Source organism: Rhodanobacter soli (assembly GCF_039523495.1).
Taxonomy (GTDB): domain Bacteria; phylum Pseudomonadota; class Gammaproteobacteria; order Xanthomonadales; family Rhodanobacteraceae; genus Rhodanobacter; species Rhodanobacter soli.
The window spans coordinates 631,154-646,391 of sequence record NZ_BAAAFK010000001.1; the positions used below are offsets into that span (position 1 = coordinate 631,154).

Genomic DNA, 15,238 nt, shown 5'->3' on the forward strand with positions numbered 1-15,238 from the left:
TGCAAGCACTTTGTTGCAACCGTTCGTGGGCGGCCTGTATCCAAGGTCTCGAAGGTCATCCCATTCCATCCCGATTTGCCAGGAGAGTCCCATGGATTTCGCCGTCTTGATTCCGATTTCGCTGTTCGTTTGCATTGCCTACGCCATCAAGGTCTGTGTCGACGCGAGGGTGCGCCGCCAGATGGTCAACGCCGGCGGCTCGGAGGAACTGGTCAACTCCGTGCTGCGCGACGAGGAGCTGCGCCGGCGCCATTCCTCGCTGCGCTGGGGCATCGTACTGGTCGCGCTGGCGCTCGGCTTCGGCCTGATCCAGTGGTTCGGCTGGCAGGACGTCACGCCCGGCCTGGTTGCCGTGCTGGCCGGCGCTACCGGCCTGGGCAACCTGGCGTTCTTCGCGATCTCGCGCAAGCTCGGCTGAAGCTGGTTCAATAGCGGGCATCGCCGCGTCGTCGGCATGCCTGTGAGTGAGCCGGCCACATGAACGAGCAACTGCTGTTCAACCTGGTGGATCTGGCCGGCACGTTCGCGTTCGCAATCAGCGGCGCGACGGCCGCACGGCGCTGCAACCTCGACCTGTTCGGCATCCTGGCGGTCGCTTTCATCACCGCCTGCGGCGGCGGCATCGTGCGCGACCTGTGCATCGGCGCGGTTCCGCCGGCAGGCCTGTCCGACTGGCGTTACCTGCTCACCGCGATGGTCGCCGCCTTGCTCACGATCGTGGCGTACCGCTGGGTGGAGCGGCTGACCTACCCGGTGCGACTGTTCGACGCGATGGGGCTGGGCCTGTTCGCGGTGTATGGCGCGCACAAGGCATTGCTGTTCGGCCATAACGCCGAGGTGGCGATCCTGCTGGGCATGGTCACCGCGATCGGCGGCGGCATGGCGCGCGACGTGCTGCTGGCCCGCGTGTCGGTCGTGCTGCAGCAGGAGATCTACGCACTGGCCGCGTTCGCCGGTGCCGCACTGACGGTGATCGGCGAGCATTACCACTGGCCGGCGGTGTGGGCGACGTGGCTGCCGATCCTGTTCTGTTTCGGACTGCGCTTCGCGTCGCTGCATTATCACTGGAACCTGCCACGCTTCGGCCGCGACCGCGAGGCGTGACGCGCCACGCCGCGGTCAGTCGAACAGGTCCGTCTGCGCCTGGTAGCTGTCCTGGTCGACGAAGCCGGCCAGGCCCACGCCGACCAGGCGGTAGCGGCTGTCGGCTGGACGATCGACTCGCTCGCGCAGTGCACAGGCGATGATCGCCAGTTCGTTCGCCGACAGCGGCCGTTGTGCCGGGGTGAGGCTGCGCGTCAGCGTATGGAAGTCCGCGGTCTTCAGCTTCAGCACCACGGTGCGCGCCACGCGCCCGAGCTCGCGCTGGTGGCCGGCCCAGGCCTTTTCGGCAAGCCGTCGTATGTGCGGTTCGAGTTCGTCCAGCAGCAGGTCGTGCTCGAACGTGTCTTCGGCCGAGACCTGCAGGGTGGGGCGCTCCGGTTGCACCGGGTGCTCGTCGATGCCGTGCGCCAGTTCGTGCAGGCGCCGGCCCCAGCGACCGAAGCGCTGCTCCAGCTCCGCCTGCGCGAGCGCGCGCAGTTCGCCCACGGTGGCGATGCCGAGCACCGCCAGCTTCGCCTCCATCACCTTGCCCACGCCGGGCAGGCGGCCGACCGGCAGCGGGGTGAGGAACGCCTCGACCTGGTGCGGGCGCACCACGAACAGACCGTCGGGCTTGCGGAAATCCGAGGCGATCTTGGCCAGGAACTTGTTCGGCGCCACGCCGGCCGACGCGGTCAGCTGTGTTTCCTCGCGGATCGCCGCACGGATCGCCTCGGCGGTGGCGGTGGCCGAGGGCAGGCCGCTCAGCGTGCTGGTGACGTCGAGGTAGGCCTCGTCCAGCGACAGCGGCTCGATCAGCTCGGTGTGCCGCGCGAAGATTTCGCGCACCTGTCGCGACACCGCCTTGTAGCGCACGAAATCCGGCGGCACGAAGATCAGTTGCGGACACAGCCGCTCGGCGCGGATCGCCGGCATCGCCGAGCGCACGCCGAACACGCGCGCCTCGTAGCTGGCCGCGCACACCACCGAACGCGCGCCGCGCCAGGCCACCGCCACCGGCTTGCCGCGCAGCGAGGGGTCGTCGCGCTGCTCCACCGACGCGTAGAACGCGTCCATGTCGACGTGGAGAATCTTGCGTGGAGCGGAGGACAAGCGCGTGGCCAGGCCAGTGGGGATCGGGCCATTCTAGCGAGCGGGATGCGTCGCGCCGAACCGGGTTCAGCGACGGCGGCGCCCGCGCCACTCGAACACCGCCAGCGCGGCGCCGGCCAGCACGAACGGCAGCGCGGTGTAGGTCAGCCGGTAGCACAGGATCGCGGCGAGCAGATCGGCGCGCGCCTGCGGTGGAAACGACGCCAGCATGATCGTCTCGAACACGCCCAGCCCGCTCGGCGCATGGCTGACGATGCCGGCCAGCACGGCGCCCACGTAGATCGGCAGGAAGTCCACGAACGGCGGCGCGGATGCCGCCGGCAGCAGTACGTACAGCGCGCCGAGTGCGGCCAGCATCTCCACGCCGCCGACCAGCATCTGCGTGGCGGCGACGCGTGCGCTTGGCAACGCCAGCGTCAGGCGACCCAGCGCAAGCGTGCGCGGGCGGGCGAGCCAGACGACCAGGGCGACCAGCAACAGCAACAGCGCCGCGCCCGGCCAGCGGCCCCAGCCCTGGGTGATTGCCGGCTGCCAACACAGCGCGCCGGTGATCACCACCGTGAAACCCAGCCCCACGCCGAACCCGGCCAGCGCCACGATGCGTGCGATGTCGCTGGCACCGAGTCCGGCCGTGGCATAGATGCGGTAGCGCAACGCGGTGCCGGTGATCGCATGAAAGCCCAGCGTGTTCGAGATGCCCTGGGTGACCGCGCCGGCGAACGCGGCCAGCTTCGCCGGGATGCGCTCGCGCACCACCGTGCGTGCCGCCAGCACGTCGAACATCGCCAGCATCGTCAGGCTGAGCAGCGCCGCGCCGGCCGAACCCGCGATGCGCCAACCCGGCAACCGCGACCAGGCGGTGGCCACGTCGCGCCAGGCGAGGTGGGTGACGTAGCGATGCAGCAGCCACAACGCCAGTCCGAACGCCGCCAGCGAGCCGAGCCACGACAGCAGGCGCAGCCAGCGCACGGGCGACCCGGCGGGCGCGTGCGGGCTCGACGTGCTCAAGGAGTGTCCGTCAGTGCGGCCGGCGATAGTCGGGCGGCCACGTCCTGCGCCAGCCGCTCGGCCGCGGCCGGGTGTGCGGCCAGGTGCAGGAACGGCTCGATCAGCTCCAGCTCCATCACCAGGAAACGCCCGCCGCTGACCACGCCGTCCACGCGCATGTAGGCGTGGTTGCCATGGCCGAGTGCGGCCACCGCGGCCAGCGCACGGTCGGCCGCGGCCAAGGTGGCGGCGTCGGGTTGCGCCGGCTCGGCGCTGCCGCCGTGCTCGCCCTGCACGCGATAGTCGCCGGCGGCCGGGCGCTTGAGCACCGCATGGCTGAATTCGCCGGCGAAATACAGCAGCGACCATTCGCCGTCGCTGACGATCTCCGGCACGAACGGCTGCACCAGGTAGTCGCAGTCGCGCGGCAGTTGCGCCACCGCATCGGCGAATGCCGCGTCGCCGGCCGTGCCGCGCAGCGTGTGCCAGGCGCCGCCGCTGATGCTCGGCTTGATCACCACCGCTTGTCCCGGCATCGCCGCCAGCACATCGGGCAGCGCGGCTGCACTGGCCAGCCGGGTGGGGATGATCGCCACGCCATGTTGCGCGAGTTCGAGCAGGTAGCGCTTGTCGCTGTTCCAGCGCAGCAACGCGCTGTCGTTGATGGTGGGGATGCCCAGTGCATCGAGCCGGTCCAGCCAGTCGAGGAACGCCGCGTGGTGCTTGAAGTAGTCCCAGATGGTGCGGATCAGCACCGCATCGAACGCCGCCCAGTCCACCGCCGGATCGTTCCACACGCAGACCACCGGCGGCAGGCCGAGGCGTTCCAGCGAGGCCGCCAGATGCGCGTCGTCCGGCTGGATCGACGGATGGTCGGCAGACGTGGCGAGGGCGAGCCGGCGGACGGCAACGGGATGGGGCATGGCGACACCTCCAATGAGTGGAAAGGGCGCCCTTGCGATGCAATCGCCAGCCGAGCGTGGCGGATCGTGATCCGCTGCAGCACCCCTCGGCAGCGATGACGCCGCGCCATCGTCGCGGCGTCACGAACCGGCAGCGCATGTCGCGCCGCCGCCGATAGTCTTCCGGCGCGGCGGCGGCTTGTCAATTTGCCGGGTGGCATGTCGCCGGGCATGTGCCCATGCCACGCGGGACTGGTAGAAACCGCATCGACAATGGCAAGGTAGCCGGCATGCTGACCGAACCCGCCAATGCCTATGCCCGTCGCCTGAACACCTGGGACGCCGCGATGATCGTCATCGGCGGCGTGATCGGGGCAGGCATCTTCCTCACCCCGGCCACGGTCGCGCGCAACACGTCGTCGGGTGCGGAGGTGCTGATCCTGTGGGCGATCGGCGGCCTGCTGACCCTGGCCGGCGTGTTGTGCTACGCCGAGCTGGGCGCGCGGCGGCCGCAGGCGGGCGGCATCTACGTCTACCTGCGTGAGGCGTTCGGCCTGCTGCCGGCGTTCCTGTTCGGCTGGACCATGGCGCTGATCAACTACCCCGGCAGCGTGGCGGCGGTGGCGACGATGTTCGCCGAGTACCTGTGCGCCGCGCTCGGGCTGCCGCCGCTGCTGTACGTGAAGCCGGTGGCGGTGGGCGCGATCGTGTTCATCGTGGGCGTGAACCTGTTCGGCATTCGTGCCGGCGCGTGGATGCAGAACGTGTTCACCGTGCTGAAGCTGGCCGCGATCGCGCTGCTGGTGGTCGCCGGGCTGGTGCTGGCGCGCGGCCAGCTGGGAACGGTGCTGGTGGTGGACGCGGCGCCACCCGTGTCGCCATGGTCGTTCGTCGGCGCGCTGCTGCCGGTGCTGTTCACCTACGGCGGCTTCCACTACCTCAACGACCTCGCCGGCGAAGTGCGCAACCCGCAACGCACGCTGCCGCGCGCGCTGGGCATGGGCATGGCCGGCGTGGTGATCTGCTACCTGCTGGCCAATTTCGCCTACCTGGCCGGGCTGGGCCACGCCGGCCTCGCCGCCAGCCAGGCGCCAGCGGCGGACCTGATGCGCCGGCTGTTCGGTGAGCACGGCGCCACGGTGATCGCGGTGGGCATCGCCTGTTCCACCTTCGGCTACTGCAGCATCGCGATCGCCGGCGGCGCGCGCGTGCTGCAGACGATGGGCGCGGACGGCGTGTTCTTCCGCGCCGCGGGCCGCGTCGACCTGCGCACGCGCGCGCCGCAGATCGCGCTGGCCCTGCTCGGTGCCTGGGCGGTGGTGCTGACCTTGTCCGGCAGCTTCAACCAGCTGCTCAACTACACCACGGTGGGCGAGTGGCTGGGTCATGTGTTCGGCATCGGCACGCTGTTCTGGTACCGCAGGCATTTCATCGACCAGCCGGCGCCGTACCAGGTGCCGTTCTACCCGCTGCTGCCACTGATCTTCGTGATCACCGTGTTCGGCGTGATCGTGGCCAGCGCGATCCACGCGCCGGGCGACGCCGGCATGAGCCTGCTGATCATCGCGCTCGGCGTGCCGGTGTATTACGGCTGGCGCTGGCTGGAAGGCCGCAGGACGGTTTGAACGGCTTCATCTGAAGGCGGCGGGTCGCTTGTTGCCTGCCGCCGCACATAGCCTGCGGTTGTGGAACCTGCATCTATTGGCAATGGCGTGTCACCGAGGCAACCGATACGGTGGATGCGCGCGCTTCCTGTTTTTTCATCCATGCACTGTTGCTACATGCCTTGCCGCGGCACGCGGAATCACGACAGCCGGGGGACACACCATGCCCACCATGACTGCCTATCGATGGCAACTCTCGATCCATCCGGTGCCGGATGATGATCGTCTGGCGATGGCCGGTGATCAGCGTCGGCGCCCGCGGTCGCATCGGGGCAATCACGCGCTGAAGGAAATCGTTACATGATCCAACTGGATGCCGTGCAGACCCTGGCCTTCGGCGGCGTGGTGCTGTTCGCTGGTTACGCTCTGTGCCGGCTGATCCCCGTGCTGGGCCGCTACAACATTCCCGAGCCGGTGGTCGGTGGCCTGGTGATGGCGTTGATCGCGCTGGTGGCGTATCACTTCGATACCACCCTGGTCGCGTTCGACACCAGTTTGCAGCAACCGCTGATGGTGGCGTTCTTCACCACCGTGGGCGTCAATGCCAGCCTGGCGCTGTTGCGCGTCAGCGGTCGTCAGGTGATGGTGTTTCTGGCGCTGGCCAGCGTATTCGCGGTGCTGCAGAACCTGCTGGGCATCAGCGTCGCGACCGCGTTCGGCCTGCATCCGCTGTTCGGCGTGCTGGCTGGCTCCACCACGCTGACCGGCGGCCCGGCGACCGGGCTGGCGTTTGCGCCGCTGTTCGAGCAGGCCGGCGTGGTGGGCGCCGAGTCGATCGCGATCAGTTCGGCGATGGCCGGCATCATCTGCGGTGGCGTGATCGGCGGCCCGGTGATCACCCTGCTGATCCGGCGCTTCAAACTTCGCCCCGAAAGCGGTGTTGCGGGCGTGCCCGGTGGTGGCGGGGCGGCCACGTTGCAGAGCGATGAACCGCAAGACGATGCCGGGCGTGAATTCGCCGCGCTCAAGAGCATCGTGATCATCCTGATCGCGATGTGGGCAGGCTCCTGGGTCGGGCAGGGTTTCGCGGCGCTGGGACTGACCCTGCCGGCGTACATCGGCGCGATGCTGGTGGGCGCGCTGATCCGCAATATCGACGACTACACCGGCTGGATCGGTTTGTCCGTGCGCAGCACCGACGTGATCGGCAACGTCGCCCTGGCGATGTTCCTCGCGGTGGCGTTGATGAACCTGCGCCTGTGGGAACTCTCGGGGCTGGCGCTTCCGCTGATGGTCAATCTCGCGCTGCAGGTCGTGCTGGTGGTGCTGTTCTGCATACCGGTGTTTCGCCTGATGGGCCGTGACTACGATGCGGCGGTGATGGGCGGCGGCTTCATCGGCTTCATGCTCGGCACCACCGCCAACGCGATGGCGGTGATGCGCACGCTGGTGGAACGCTACGGCGTGGCGCCGCGGGCGTTCCTGGTGGCGCCGCTGGTCGGCGCGTTCTTCATCGACTTCACCAATGCGCTGATCATCACCGGGTTCCTGAATTTCTGGCGCTGAGCGGTCGGCCATAACCGCAGGTTAGTCCATGCCGACATAAAGCGATGAGGCAACGGATGGCTTGCCCGCTAGGCTAGGTGCATGTCTGACAACGCTCACCTTCGCTGTCCGCGCCGTGCGTTTTGCCGGCCGGCGCCGATGCCGAAGCAAGCCCGGATGACCGCCGATTCGAGACGCGAAAACGACGGGCGTCTGCCGGACCGATGACCGTGCAAACGCCACTCGAACCTGCGGGGCCTTCCATGACGACGATCGATCCAGAGTCAGCGGCGTCCCTGCCCGGTGCGCATGCGCCGGCCGACGAGGGCACGGTGGATGTCACCGTGCTGGGCGCGGGCGTGGTCGGCATGGCCACCGCCTATGCGGCGGCGCGCCGTGGCCTCTCGGTACGCCTGGTCGATCGTGCGGCCGGCCCTGCGCTGGGCACCTCGTTCGCCAACGGCGCCCAGCTGAGCTACATCTATACCGACGCGCTGGGCAGTCCGGCGCTGTGGAAACATCTGCCGCAGCTTCTGCTGGGTCTCGATCCGGTGTTCCGCATGCACTGGCTGTTCGATCCGGATTCGCTGAAGTGGGGCCTGACGTTTCTGCGTAACACGACGGCATCGCGGTTTCGCGAGAACACCCTGGCCGTGCTCGAGCTGGCGATGGAATCGAAGTCGGCGATGGATGCACTGCTGCAGCGGCATCGGATCGAATTCAGTCACTCGGCGCCCGGCAAGATGCACCTGTACCACGACGCCGGCGCGCTGCGCCGGGCGGAGGCGATCGCCGCCATCAAGCAGCGGCACGGCGTGACGCAGCAGGTGCTGTCGCCGCGCGAGGCAGTGGCGGTCGAGCCGGCACTGGAAGGCGTCGCGGGTCTGGTCGGCGTGCTGCATTCGCCGCAGGAGGAAGTGGGTGATCCGCATCGCTTCTGCGTCGAGCTGCTGCAGGTGCTGCGCGAGCAATACGGCGTGCAGGCGTGCTTCGAAACCGATGTCGATGATCTGGTGCGCGAGTCGGGTGCGATCACGCTGACGACCCGCGACGGCCGCCGCTTGCACTCGCGGCAGCTGGTGGTGTGTGCGGGGGTGGAGTCGACGCAGCTGGCGCACAAGCTCGGCATCCGCATGCCGCTGATGCCGATGAAGGGGTATTCCTTCACCACCCGCTGCGGTCCGCACACGCCGGTCACCAGCATCACCGACACCACGCGCAAGCTGGTGTTCTGCCGCCTCGGCGATCACCTGCGCGTGGCTGGCCTGGCCGAACTGGGCGTGCGCGATGTCGCGGTGGACCCCGAGCGCAGCGATCTGCTGGTGGCCCTAGCGCGCGCATCGCTGCCCGCCGCCGCGGACTATGACGCCATCGAAAGCCGCTGGGCCGGCCTGCGCCCGATGACGCCGTCGTCGATGCCGATCATGTGCCGGGTGCAGGACGGCATCGTGTTCAACGTCGGTCACGGCATGCTGGGCTGGACGCTCGCCATGGGCGCGGGCGAACGGGCGGCCGCGTTGCTGGCGCAGCGGTAATCGCGCGGCGCCCCTCGACGGAAGCGGCGCGCGCTGCACAGCATCCGTGGACGCTCGCACGCATCGCGATAGCTGCGCTTCACCTTCGCGCGCCATACTCGGCCTTTCAACGCAGGTCGCGGATCATGAAACGGATCGTCTTCGCCGGTTGCCTGAGCCTGCTGGTGCTGGGCGGCGGCCACGCGGATACGTCGGTGGCGTCGATCGACCTGGCCGCACCGGCATCGACGACGCCAGTCACGCTGGATCACGTGCGCCGCGATGGCGCGCCGCAGGCGGTCGCCGGCTTCATCTTGCAGCGCTACACCTTCGAAGCGGTCGCCGCGCCGACGCTGATCGTGACACCGGCGCACACCTGGTCCGCTGGCGACGAGCTGCACGTGCAGGTGCAGAACGCGATGCCGTGGGCGGTCACGTTGACCGTCGACATCGATGGCGCGCGCCCGGACCAGCACCTGCACGCGCAGGTCGGCCTGCCGGCCGGACCGGCGCAGACGCTGGTGATCCCCTTGCACGCAGCGAGCCCGCGCGCCATGGGCATGCAGGCCGCGCCGCCGATGCCGTTCGACGACCACGGCCGGGCCATCCTGCTCGCCACCACGGTGCAAGGCACGCTCGATCCGCGTGCAGTGCGCGCGCTGCGGTTCGGCGTGCCGGGGCCGCAGGTTGCGCAGACCTTGCTGCTGGGGCGCGTCGAGGCAGTATCGGGCCAGGACCTGCAGCGGGTTGCCTACAGCGGCATCGTCGACCGTTACGGCCAGGCCAGTCGCGCCCGCTGGCCGGAGAAAATCGATTCCGATGCGGCCTTGCGCGCTGCGCACGCGCACGAACAAGCCGCGCTCAAGCAGGCGAAGGCAGCATCGGTGGGACAGGACGCATACGGCGGACGTCTGGACGTCCCAAGTCTTGCCAGGACCGGCTGGTTCCACACGCAGAAGCAGGGTGGCCGCTGGCATCTGGTGACGCCCGACGGCCATGCGTTCTTCTCGCTCGGCGTCAATGCGGTGATCACCGACGGCGGGCGCAGCTACGTCGAGGGCCGCGAGTTCATGTTCCGGGACCTGCCGCCGGACAGCGGCGAATGGGCGGCGTTCTACGGCCAGGGCGACGACCGCCGCAAGGACCAGGGCGCCAGCCAGGGCATCGGCTACAACCACGGCCGCTGGTTCGATTTCTACGCGGCGAACCTGTATCGCGTCGATGGCCAGGGCTGGCTGGACGCGTGGCGCATGCGCACGCTGGATCGCCTGCAGGCGTGGGGCTTCAACACCATCGGCAACTGGAGTGACGACGCACTGGGTCACGCGCATCGGTTGCCATATACGCGCTCGATCAATATCGCCGGCGACTACGCCAACGTCGCCAGCGGCTACGACTACTGGGGCCGCATGCCCGATCCGTTCGATCCGCGCTTCGTGCAGGCCGCCGAAGCGGCGGTGGCGAAAGCGAGCGCCGGTGTGCGCGACGATCCCTGGCTGCTCGGCTACTTCGCCGACAACGAGCTGGCCTGGGCCGGCACCGGCCCGCAAGGCCGCTGGGGCCTGGCGCTCGGCACGCTGGCCGGCGATGCGCAGAGCCCGGCCAAGCAGGCCTTCATCGCGATGCTGCGTCAGCAGTACGTGGCGCCGGAGACGCTGGCCGCGGCATGGGGCATCGCACTCGGCTCATGGGATGCGTTGAACGTCGCCGGCTTCGCCGCGCCCGCGCCGAACGAGGCGCATCCGGCGATAGCCGCCGACTACAGCGCGTGGTTGCGACATTACGCCGACACCTATTTCCGCACCGTGGCGGAAGCCATCCGCCGCCACGACCCGCACCACCTTTTCCTCGGCGGCCGCTTCGCCGTGAACACGCCCGAAGCCGTCGCCGCCTGCGCGCAGTACTGCGACGTAGTCAGCTTCAACGTCTACGCCGACCTGCCGCAACACGGCTTCGATGCCGCCGCGATGCATGCGCTGGACAAGCCGGTGCTGATCGGCGAATTCGCGTTCGGTTCGACCGACGGCGGCCCGTTCGGAGCGGGGCCGATGCCGGTGTGGAACGAGCGGCAGCGCGGCGAGGCCTATGCGAAGTTCATCGCCGCCGCCTCAAGCGATCCGAACATCGTCGGCGCGCACTGGTTCGACTACGCCGACCAGCCGGTGACCGGCCGCCTGCTCGATGGCGAGAACAGCCACATCGGACTGGTTGGGATTACCGATATTCCGTTCGGCGGGTTTATTGAAGCGGTGCGCACGGCGAATCAGCGCGTGGACAGTGTTGGGACACATTGAATGTGACGTTTGGCCTGCAAGCCGACCGTGTGCCCGCGGGCATGTTGTTCCACTGAAATTGTTAGAGCACTACAAGGGATGTTCTTCACGCAACTTGTTTAGCTCAACGCTCAATTTTTCACACGTTTGGCATAGCTGTCGTAGTTGATCAGCTGTAAAGATGATTTCCTTGGCTGGCTCAACGAACACTGGGGTCGAGATTGCGATGGCGTGACGGCCGTAAGGCTCAATTCCCCAACGAGAGTGCATGACTATGTTCCGAGTTTCGCGTACTTGATGTGCGCGATGAAGCCAGCTCTTGTATTTTTTGAAGCCGGTCGACGTGTCTCGAAGCTTGGCAAGCGCTTGCTTCTCAATTCTTTTTAGAAGATCGGCTGCGGCGAGATCTTCAGCAATAGAGGGATAGCTGTCCAGGTCTTTCCCCTCGTTGTGCCAAGCAACACATAATTGAAGCCCTGTGACGAATCGAGAGTAGTTGAAAACAAGTTGCCCGATGAGGTCGGAGATTTCATTTTCAGTAGCATCGCGTCTAGCGAACATTTCGCTGGCCGTCATTGAGTCGAAATCTTCCATATGTTCTCTAACGCCTGAGTTAAGCGGCGGCGAAGCCGTCCGCCTTGAACGAGATGTTAGGCGCGCACGAGAGTGAGTGAGAAGTACTCATACATCGCCTGAATAGCAAGGGCGGCATCGCTCTCTATGACTGTCTGAGGATGAACGTGTAGGCTGAGAAAGCGATTGCCAAGACTGTGCTCATGATTGTCGGGCTTTCGGTGAGCGAAAGGGTTTCGGATCTGGCGGATAAGGTCAGTTCTGTGCAAAAGATCTGGGGGGAATACTTGATTTGTCTGAGCCAGCTCTATGGCACAAGCAAAGCTAGGACTATCGTTGATGAGTTCTTTGAGTCGTAGAGCGTCACTTAGTTTGTGCTCAATGAACGACGCGGCCAACATGAGCGCTGCAACGAATTGACCGTTAACAAAGCACTGCCGAGCCTCATCCATGAGCACAGTTGCTTCAATTGGTGCGATGAATCCGCTGACGCTTGGTATGTGCTGTGAAAGCCAACGGATTCTTGTGGCTCGCTCTCCTCGAGATAGCTCATCTGAGCTGGAAAGAGCTTCAATCAACTGGTCAGTCACGATGATCGCCTAACGCTTATTAGACCCCACATCGAGGTATGTGCGTCGATGGTCGATGCTTCACTCAGTTGGCGTCAAGCGGAATTTGCCTGAGGTGCGGCGACGATTTCGCGGTTGGTGTCGAGAGCGCAGACAGTCACGCAGATGGACCTGCGCAGTACCGGCCCATCGCCCAACTCACACCTTCCTGTCCTTCCCTTCCCGCCGCCGATGCTCACCCTCGGCGATCGCCTTGAAGCGGTTCATCGTCTGCAGCCACAAAGGATCGTGGCTGGCTTCGCTCTCGTGCGTGGCCTCGTTCTCGCTCTTCGCATCGGGAATGCGGTTGAACGGGATGCGCATCGGGGCGGCGTCGTGTTCGAGCGCCAGCTGCATGCTGCCGAAGTAGAGTTTGTTGTAGCCGAACTTCGCGTTGATGCGGTCGACCAGGGCGTCGACGCGGCCGGTGTCTTCGGTTGCTGCGAACAGCGAGCCGCTGCTTTGCGTGCGCGGCACCAGCCGCATCAGGGTCACGCTGACCGACAGTGGTGTGGCGTTGACGGGGCCGGGTAGTGGGCTGCGGCGGTTGCCGCTGTCGAGCACTCCGTTCAGCAGGCGCAGCAGTTCGCGGCTGTCGTCGGTGGGGTCGAAGGCGAGGTCGCGTTCCCAGCGCTGGTCGTGACCGATGAAGCGGATGCGCACGGCCATGGCGCCGCTGAGCATTTCTTCGCGGCGCATGCGCATGGCGGCCTTCACCAGCAGCTTCTTCAGCACCGCGCAGGCACCGGTGGGCGTGCGCAGTTCCGGGCCCAGCACGTGCGAGTGGCCGATCGAGCCGCGCTCGGTGGGTGCGGTCGGCAGCCATGCGCCACGCAGCAGGCCCCACATGCGCTCGCCTTCGATGCCGCCCCAGACGCGACGCAGCACCAGCTTCGAGGCGGCGGTGAGCTCGGCGACGGTGGTGATGCCGGCCTCGTGCAGGCGCGCTTCCATCGACGGACCGATGCCGCACAGGTCGCGCAAGGCCAACCCGTGCAAGGCGTGCGGCAGGTCGGTCAGCTCGATCACGGTGAGGCCGTCGGGCTTCATCATGTCCGAGGCGGTCTTGGCCAGGAAATCGTTCGGGGCGATGCCGATCGAGCAGCGGATCGCGCCGCCGGGCGCGGCCAGCGCGATCTCGTCTTTCACCTGTTGCGCAATCTGCTCGGCGATCTCGCGCCGGCGCTGGCGGCCGACCAGTTCGCAGGCCACCTCGTCGATCGAGCCGACGCGGCCTACCGGAATCGCGTGGTCGATTGCTTCCATCAGCCGGTGGTGCCAGACCACGTAGCGTTCCGGTCTTGCCACGCGGATCTGGATGCCGGGGCAGCGCCGCCGCGCCTCGCGCACCATGGTGCCGGTGCCCACGCCGCACGCCTTGGCCTCGTAGCTGGCGGCGATCAGGCTGGTGGTTTCGGCGGCCACCGGCGCCACGCCGACCGGGCAGCCGCGCAGGCTCGGGTCCTCGTGCTGCTCGACCGAGGCGAAGTAACTGTTGAAGTCGACGAACAGGCTGCGCAGAGTCATGGCACATCTCTCAAGCGGGTCGATGATATTGCGCGGCTGGATCTCGCCACCGGAGACGCCGGCGCGGCCATCGGCTAGGCTGGCACCACCGCCGGGGAGAGCGGAGGGCATGGGGATGCCGCCGGGCGGTTTTCCTTCCACTGACTAGGGGGTTGTATGGGTACTTCGACGTTGGCCGCGCTGGCCGGCATGGGGCTGTTCGCGATACTGATGATGATCGTTGTGGGCGTCCTGCTTGCGGCGCTGGTGCTGAGCGTGGCGTTCCGGCTGGTGGTCGGCTACATGCCGTCCTACCTGCGCGCGTTGGGTGCGGTGGTGCTGACCTGGATCGCGGCGGCCGTGGCGATGGTGGTCGTGGGCATGGTCTCGCACGGCAGCGCGGGCGGCCTGCTGTCGCTAGTCGTGCAGTTCCTGGTGGGTGCCGCGGTGGTGAATTACCTGCTGCTGTCGCAGAACGGCAGCCAGATCGGCTACGGCAAGGCGTGTGTGGTGCAGTTGGTCTGCAGCGTGATCGGTATCGTGCTGGGGCTGATCGTCTTCGCCATCATGGTCGTGTTCTTCGGCGGCATGCTGGCGCACATGTGAGCCATTCGGAGGGGCGGAATGATCCGCCCCTCCACGTGTGTGGTGTTGTTCACGCCAGGCTGGTGGCGACACCGAAGCTGATCGCCATGATCACCGCCACCGCCATGCAGGCGCTGCCGGGGCGGATGCGGCGGGCGTCGATGCGCGGCACCAGCCGCCACAGCAGGACGCTGCCGATCAGCATGTCCAGCACCAGCGTCCAGCGCAGCAAGCCGGAGCTCAGCAGTGCGCCGTAGGGCGGGTGCAGGTGGCCTTCGTAGGCGGCCACGCCGACCACCAGCAGCAGGCCGAGCATGGTCCACAGCAGGCAGGCCAGATAGATGCGGTTGAACACTACCGCGCAGCGCTCGGCCCAGCGCAAGACGGACCAGCCGATCAGGGCGAATACCAGCGCGGCCATGCTGCTGTACAGCACCCACCAGAGCAGGCTGCTGATCACGGTAAGCAGGGTGGTCATGTGACTTGCTTGAATCCCAGTTTGCGCAGCAGCTTGGCCATCAGCCAGGCCGGGCCGATCAGCAGATAGGAAAGATCGGTGAGGAAGCTCGGCTTGCGCCCTTCGAACTTGTGCCCGATGAACTGGCCGATCCAGGCGACCACGAACACGCCGATCGCCAGATAGCACAGTTGCGCGGCGCCGAGCTGCCCGTACAGGAAATTCGTGAGCAGGCCGAGCAGGCAGAACGCGATCAGCAGCGCGACCGCCAGCCGGTGCGAGCGCTTCCAGTACCAGTAGAACGCCAGCACCATCACCAGCACCGCCCACGCGCCGGGGCGGGCGAACGTGGCCGGCACCGGGATCGCCCACAGCAGCGCGATCACCGACCACACGATCGGCGGCACGCAGAACCAGTGGAACACCTGATTGGTCGGGTTCTGATGGTCGCCGCTGTAGCTGTCGAGCCAGTCCTGCATGGTGCGCAT

The 15,238-nt window shown here is 67.0% G+C and carries 15 protein-coding genes and 1 riboswitch; of the genes, 7 read left to right on the forward strand and 8 right to left on the reverse strand.

Features of this window, described 5'->3' with window-relative positions:
* Positions 1 to 91: 91 nt before the first annotated feature.
* Complete coding sequence (locus tag ABD024_RS02690) at positions 92 to 418, forward strand: hypothetical protein (RefSeq protein WP_343849348.1); 327 nt, start codon at positions 92 to 94, stop codon at positions 416 to 418.
* A gap of 59 nt (positions 419 to 477) precedes the next feature.
* On the forward strand, positions 478 to 1,104 hold the full coding sequence (locus ABD024_RS02695; protein ID WP_343849350.1) for a trimeric intracellular cation channel family protein: 627 nt from the start codon (positions 478 to 480) through the stop codon (positions 1,102 to 1,104).
* 15 nt (positions 1,105 to 1,119) lie between these two features.
* Here ABD024_RS02695 and dinB read toward each other — a convergent pair whose 3' ends face one another.
* The 3 genes from dinB to ABD024_RS02710 form a co-directional block, all read right to left on the reverse strand.
* Positions 1,120 to 2,196 carry a DNA polymerase IV gene (dinB, locus tag ABD024_RS02700; RefSeq protein WP_343849352.1) on the reverse strand — a complete coding sequence of 359 codons (1,077 nt, stop codon included), beginning with the start codon at positions 2,194 to 2,196 and terminating at the stop codon, positions 1,120 to 1,122.
* A 66-nt stretch (positions 2,197 to 2,262) separates the two neighbouring features.
* Positions 2,263 to 3,204, reverse strand: a complete 942-nt coding sequence (locus tag ABD024_RS02705; protein WP_343849354.1) for a putative bifunctional lysylphosphatidylglycerol flippase/synthetase — start codon at positions 3,202 to 3,204, stop codon at positions 2,263 to 2,265.
* On the reverse strand, positions 3,201 to 4,106 hold the full coding sequence (locus ABD024_RS02710) for an ATP-grasp domain-containing protein (protein ID WP_343849356.1): 906 nt from the start codon (positions 4,104 to 4,106) through the stop codon (positions 3,201 to 3,203). The genes ABD024_RS02705 and ABD024_RS02710 overlap by 4 nt, the downstream gene beginning before the upstream one ends.
* 17 nt (positions 4,107 to 4,123) lie before the next feature.
* A riboswitch (S-adenosyl-L-homocysteine riboswitch) is annotated at positions 4,124 to 4,200 on the reverse strand.
* Positions 4,201 to 4,375: 175 nt separating this feature from the next.
* Between ABD024_RS02710 and ABD024_RS02715 the strand changes: the two genes are divergently transcribed.
* From ABD024_RS02715 to ABD024_RS02730, 4 genes are all read left to right on the forward strand, one after another.
* Positions 4,376 to 5,710: an APC family permease gene (locus ABD024_RS02715; protein ID WP_343849358.1), complete on the forward strand. Its 1,335-nt coding sequence runs from the start codon at positions 4,376 to 4,378 to the stop codon at positions 5,708 to 5,710.
* Between the two features lie 339 nt (positions 5,711 to 6,049).
* Positions 6,050 to 7,255: a sodium/glutamate symporter gene (gltS, locus tag ABD024_RS02720; protein WP_343849360.1), complete on the forward strand. Its 1,206-nt coding sequence runs from the start codon at positions 6,050 to 6,052 to the stop codon at positions 7,253 to 7,255.
* 242 nt (positions 7,256 to 7,497) lie between these two features.
* Positions 7,498 to 8,769, forward strand: coding sequence for an FAD-dependent oxidoreductase (locus ABD024_RS02725; protein ID WP_343849362.1), 1,272 nt, complete (start codon positions 7,498 to 7,500; stop codon positions 8,767 to 8,769).
* 125 nt (positions 8,770 to 8,894) lie between these two features.
* Positions 8,895 to 11,042 carry a beta-agarase gene (locus ABD024_RS02730; RefSeq protein WP_343849364.1) on the forward strand — a complete coding sequence of 716 codons (2,148 nt, stop codon included), beginning with the start codon at positions 8,895 to 8,897 and terminating at the stop codon, positions 11,040 to 11,042.
* Positions 11,043 to 11,111: 69 nt separating this feature from the next.
* Here ABD024_RS02730 and ABD024_RS02735 read toward each other — a convergent pair whose 3' ends face one another.
* The 3 genes from ABD024_RS02735 to ABD024_RS02745 form a co-directional block, all read right to left on the reverse strand.
* Positions 11,112 to 11,615 (reverse strand): hypothetical protein, encoded by a 504-nt coding sequence (locus ABD024_RS02735; protein ID WP_343849366.1) that lies wholly within the window; start codon positions 11,613 to 11,615, stop codon positions 11,112 to 11,114.
* A 56-nt stretch (positions 11,616 to 11,671) separates the two neighbouring features.
* Positions 11,672 to 12,184 (reverse strand): hypothetical protein, encoded by a 513-nt coding sequence (locus ABD024_RS02740; protein WP_343849368.1) that lies wholly within the window; start codon positions 12,182 to 12,184, stop codon positions 11,672 to 11,674.
* Positions 12,185 to 12,361: 177 nt separating this feature from the next.
* The gene (locus ABD024_RS02745; RefSeq protein WP_343849370.1) at positions 12,362 to 13,840 is read right to left on the reverse strand and encodes a DNA polymerase Y family protein; all 1,479 of its coding nucleotides are present in this window, start codon (positions 13,838 to 13,840) and stop codon (positions 12,362 to 12,364) included.
* 45 nt (positions 13,841 to 13,885) lie between these two features.
* Between ABD024_RS02745 and ABD024_RS02750 the strand changes: the two genes are divergently transcribed.
* On the forward strand, positions 13,886 to 14,314 hold the full coding sequence (locus ABD024_RS02750) for a hypothetical protein (RefSeq protein ID WP_343849372.1): 429 nt from the start codon (positions 13,886 to 13,888) through the stop codon (positions 14,312 to 14,314).
* 49 nt (positions 14,315 to 14,363) lie between these two features.
* On the opposite strand, the gene ABD024_RS02755 is transcribed toward ABD024_RS02750, so the two are convergent.
* Together ABD024_RS02755 and ABD024_RS02760 are read right to left on the reverse strand one after the other, a co-directional pair.
* Positions 14,364 to 14,771 carry a hypothetical protein gene (locus tag ABD024_RS02755; protein ID WP_343849374.1) on the reverse strand — a complete coding sequence of 136 codons (408 nt, stop codon included), beginning with the start codon at positions 14,769 to 14,771 and terminating at the stop codon, positions 14,364 to 14,366.
* A complete protein-coding gene (locus ABD024_RS02760) occupies positions 14,768 to 15,238 on the reverse strand; it encodes an Mpo1 family 2-hydroxy fatty acid dioxygenase (RefSeq protein WP_343849376.1) in 471 nt (156 codons plus the stop codon). The genes ABD024_RS02755 and ABD024_RS02760 overlap by 4 nt, the downstream gene beginning before the upstream one ends.

What these genes read in the sequence shown, in the direction of transcription:
- ABD024_RS02755 (WP_343849374.1), bottom strand. Translation starts at nt 14,771, where the DNA reads ATGACCACCCTGCTTACCGTGATCAGCAGCCTGCTCTGGTGGGTGCTG.
- ABD024_RS02750 (WP_343849372.1), top strand. Translation starts at nt 13,886, where the DNA reads ATGGGTACTTCGACGTTGGCCGCGCTGGCCGGCATGGGGCTGTTCGCG.
- ABD024_RS02695 (WP_343849350.1), top strand. Translation starts at nt 478, where the DNA reads ATGAACGAGCAACTGCTGTTCAACCTGGTGGATCTGGCCGGCACGTTC.
- ABD024_RS02710 (WP_343849356.1), bottom strand. Translation starts at nt 4,106, where the DNA reads ATGCCCCATCCCGTTGCCGTCCGCCGGCTCGCCCTCGCCACGTCTGCC.
- ABD024_RS02690 (WP_343849348.1), top strand. Translation starts at nt 92, where the DNA reads ATGGATTTCGCCGTCTTGATTCCGATTTCGCTGTTCGTTTGCATTGCC.
- ABD024_RS02715 (WP_343849358.1), top strand. Translation starts at nt 4,376, where the DNA reads ATGCTGACCGAACCCGCCAATGCCTATGCCCGTCGCCTGAACACCTGG.
- ABD024_RS02745 (WP_343849370.1), bottom strand. Translation starts at nt 13,840, where the DNA reads ATGCCCTCCGCTCTCCCCGGCGGTGGTGCCAGCCTAGCCGATGGCCGC.
- gltS (WP_343849360.1), top strand. Translation starts at nt 6,050, where the DNA reads ATGATCCAACTGGATGCCGTGCAGACCCTGGCCTTCGGCGGCGTGGTG.
- ABD024_RS02735 (WP_343849366.1), bottom strand. Translation starts at nt 11,615, where the DNA reads ATGGAAGATTTCGACTCAATGACGGCCAGCGAAATGTTCGCTAGACGC.
- ABD024_RS02760 (WP_343849376.1), bottom strand. Translation starts at nt 15,238, where the DNA reads ATGCGCACCATGCAGGACTGGCTCGACAGCTACAGCGGCGACCATCAG.
- ABD024_RS02730 (WP_343849364.1), top strand. Translation starts at nt 8,895, where the DNA reads ATGAAACGGATCGTCTTCGCCGGTTGCCTGAGCCTGCTGGTGCTGGGC.
- ABD024_RS02725 (WP_343849362.1), top strand. Translation starts at nt 7,498, where the DNA reads ATGACGACGATCGATCCAGAGTCAGCGGCGTCCCTGCCCGGTGCGCAT.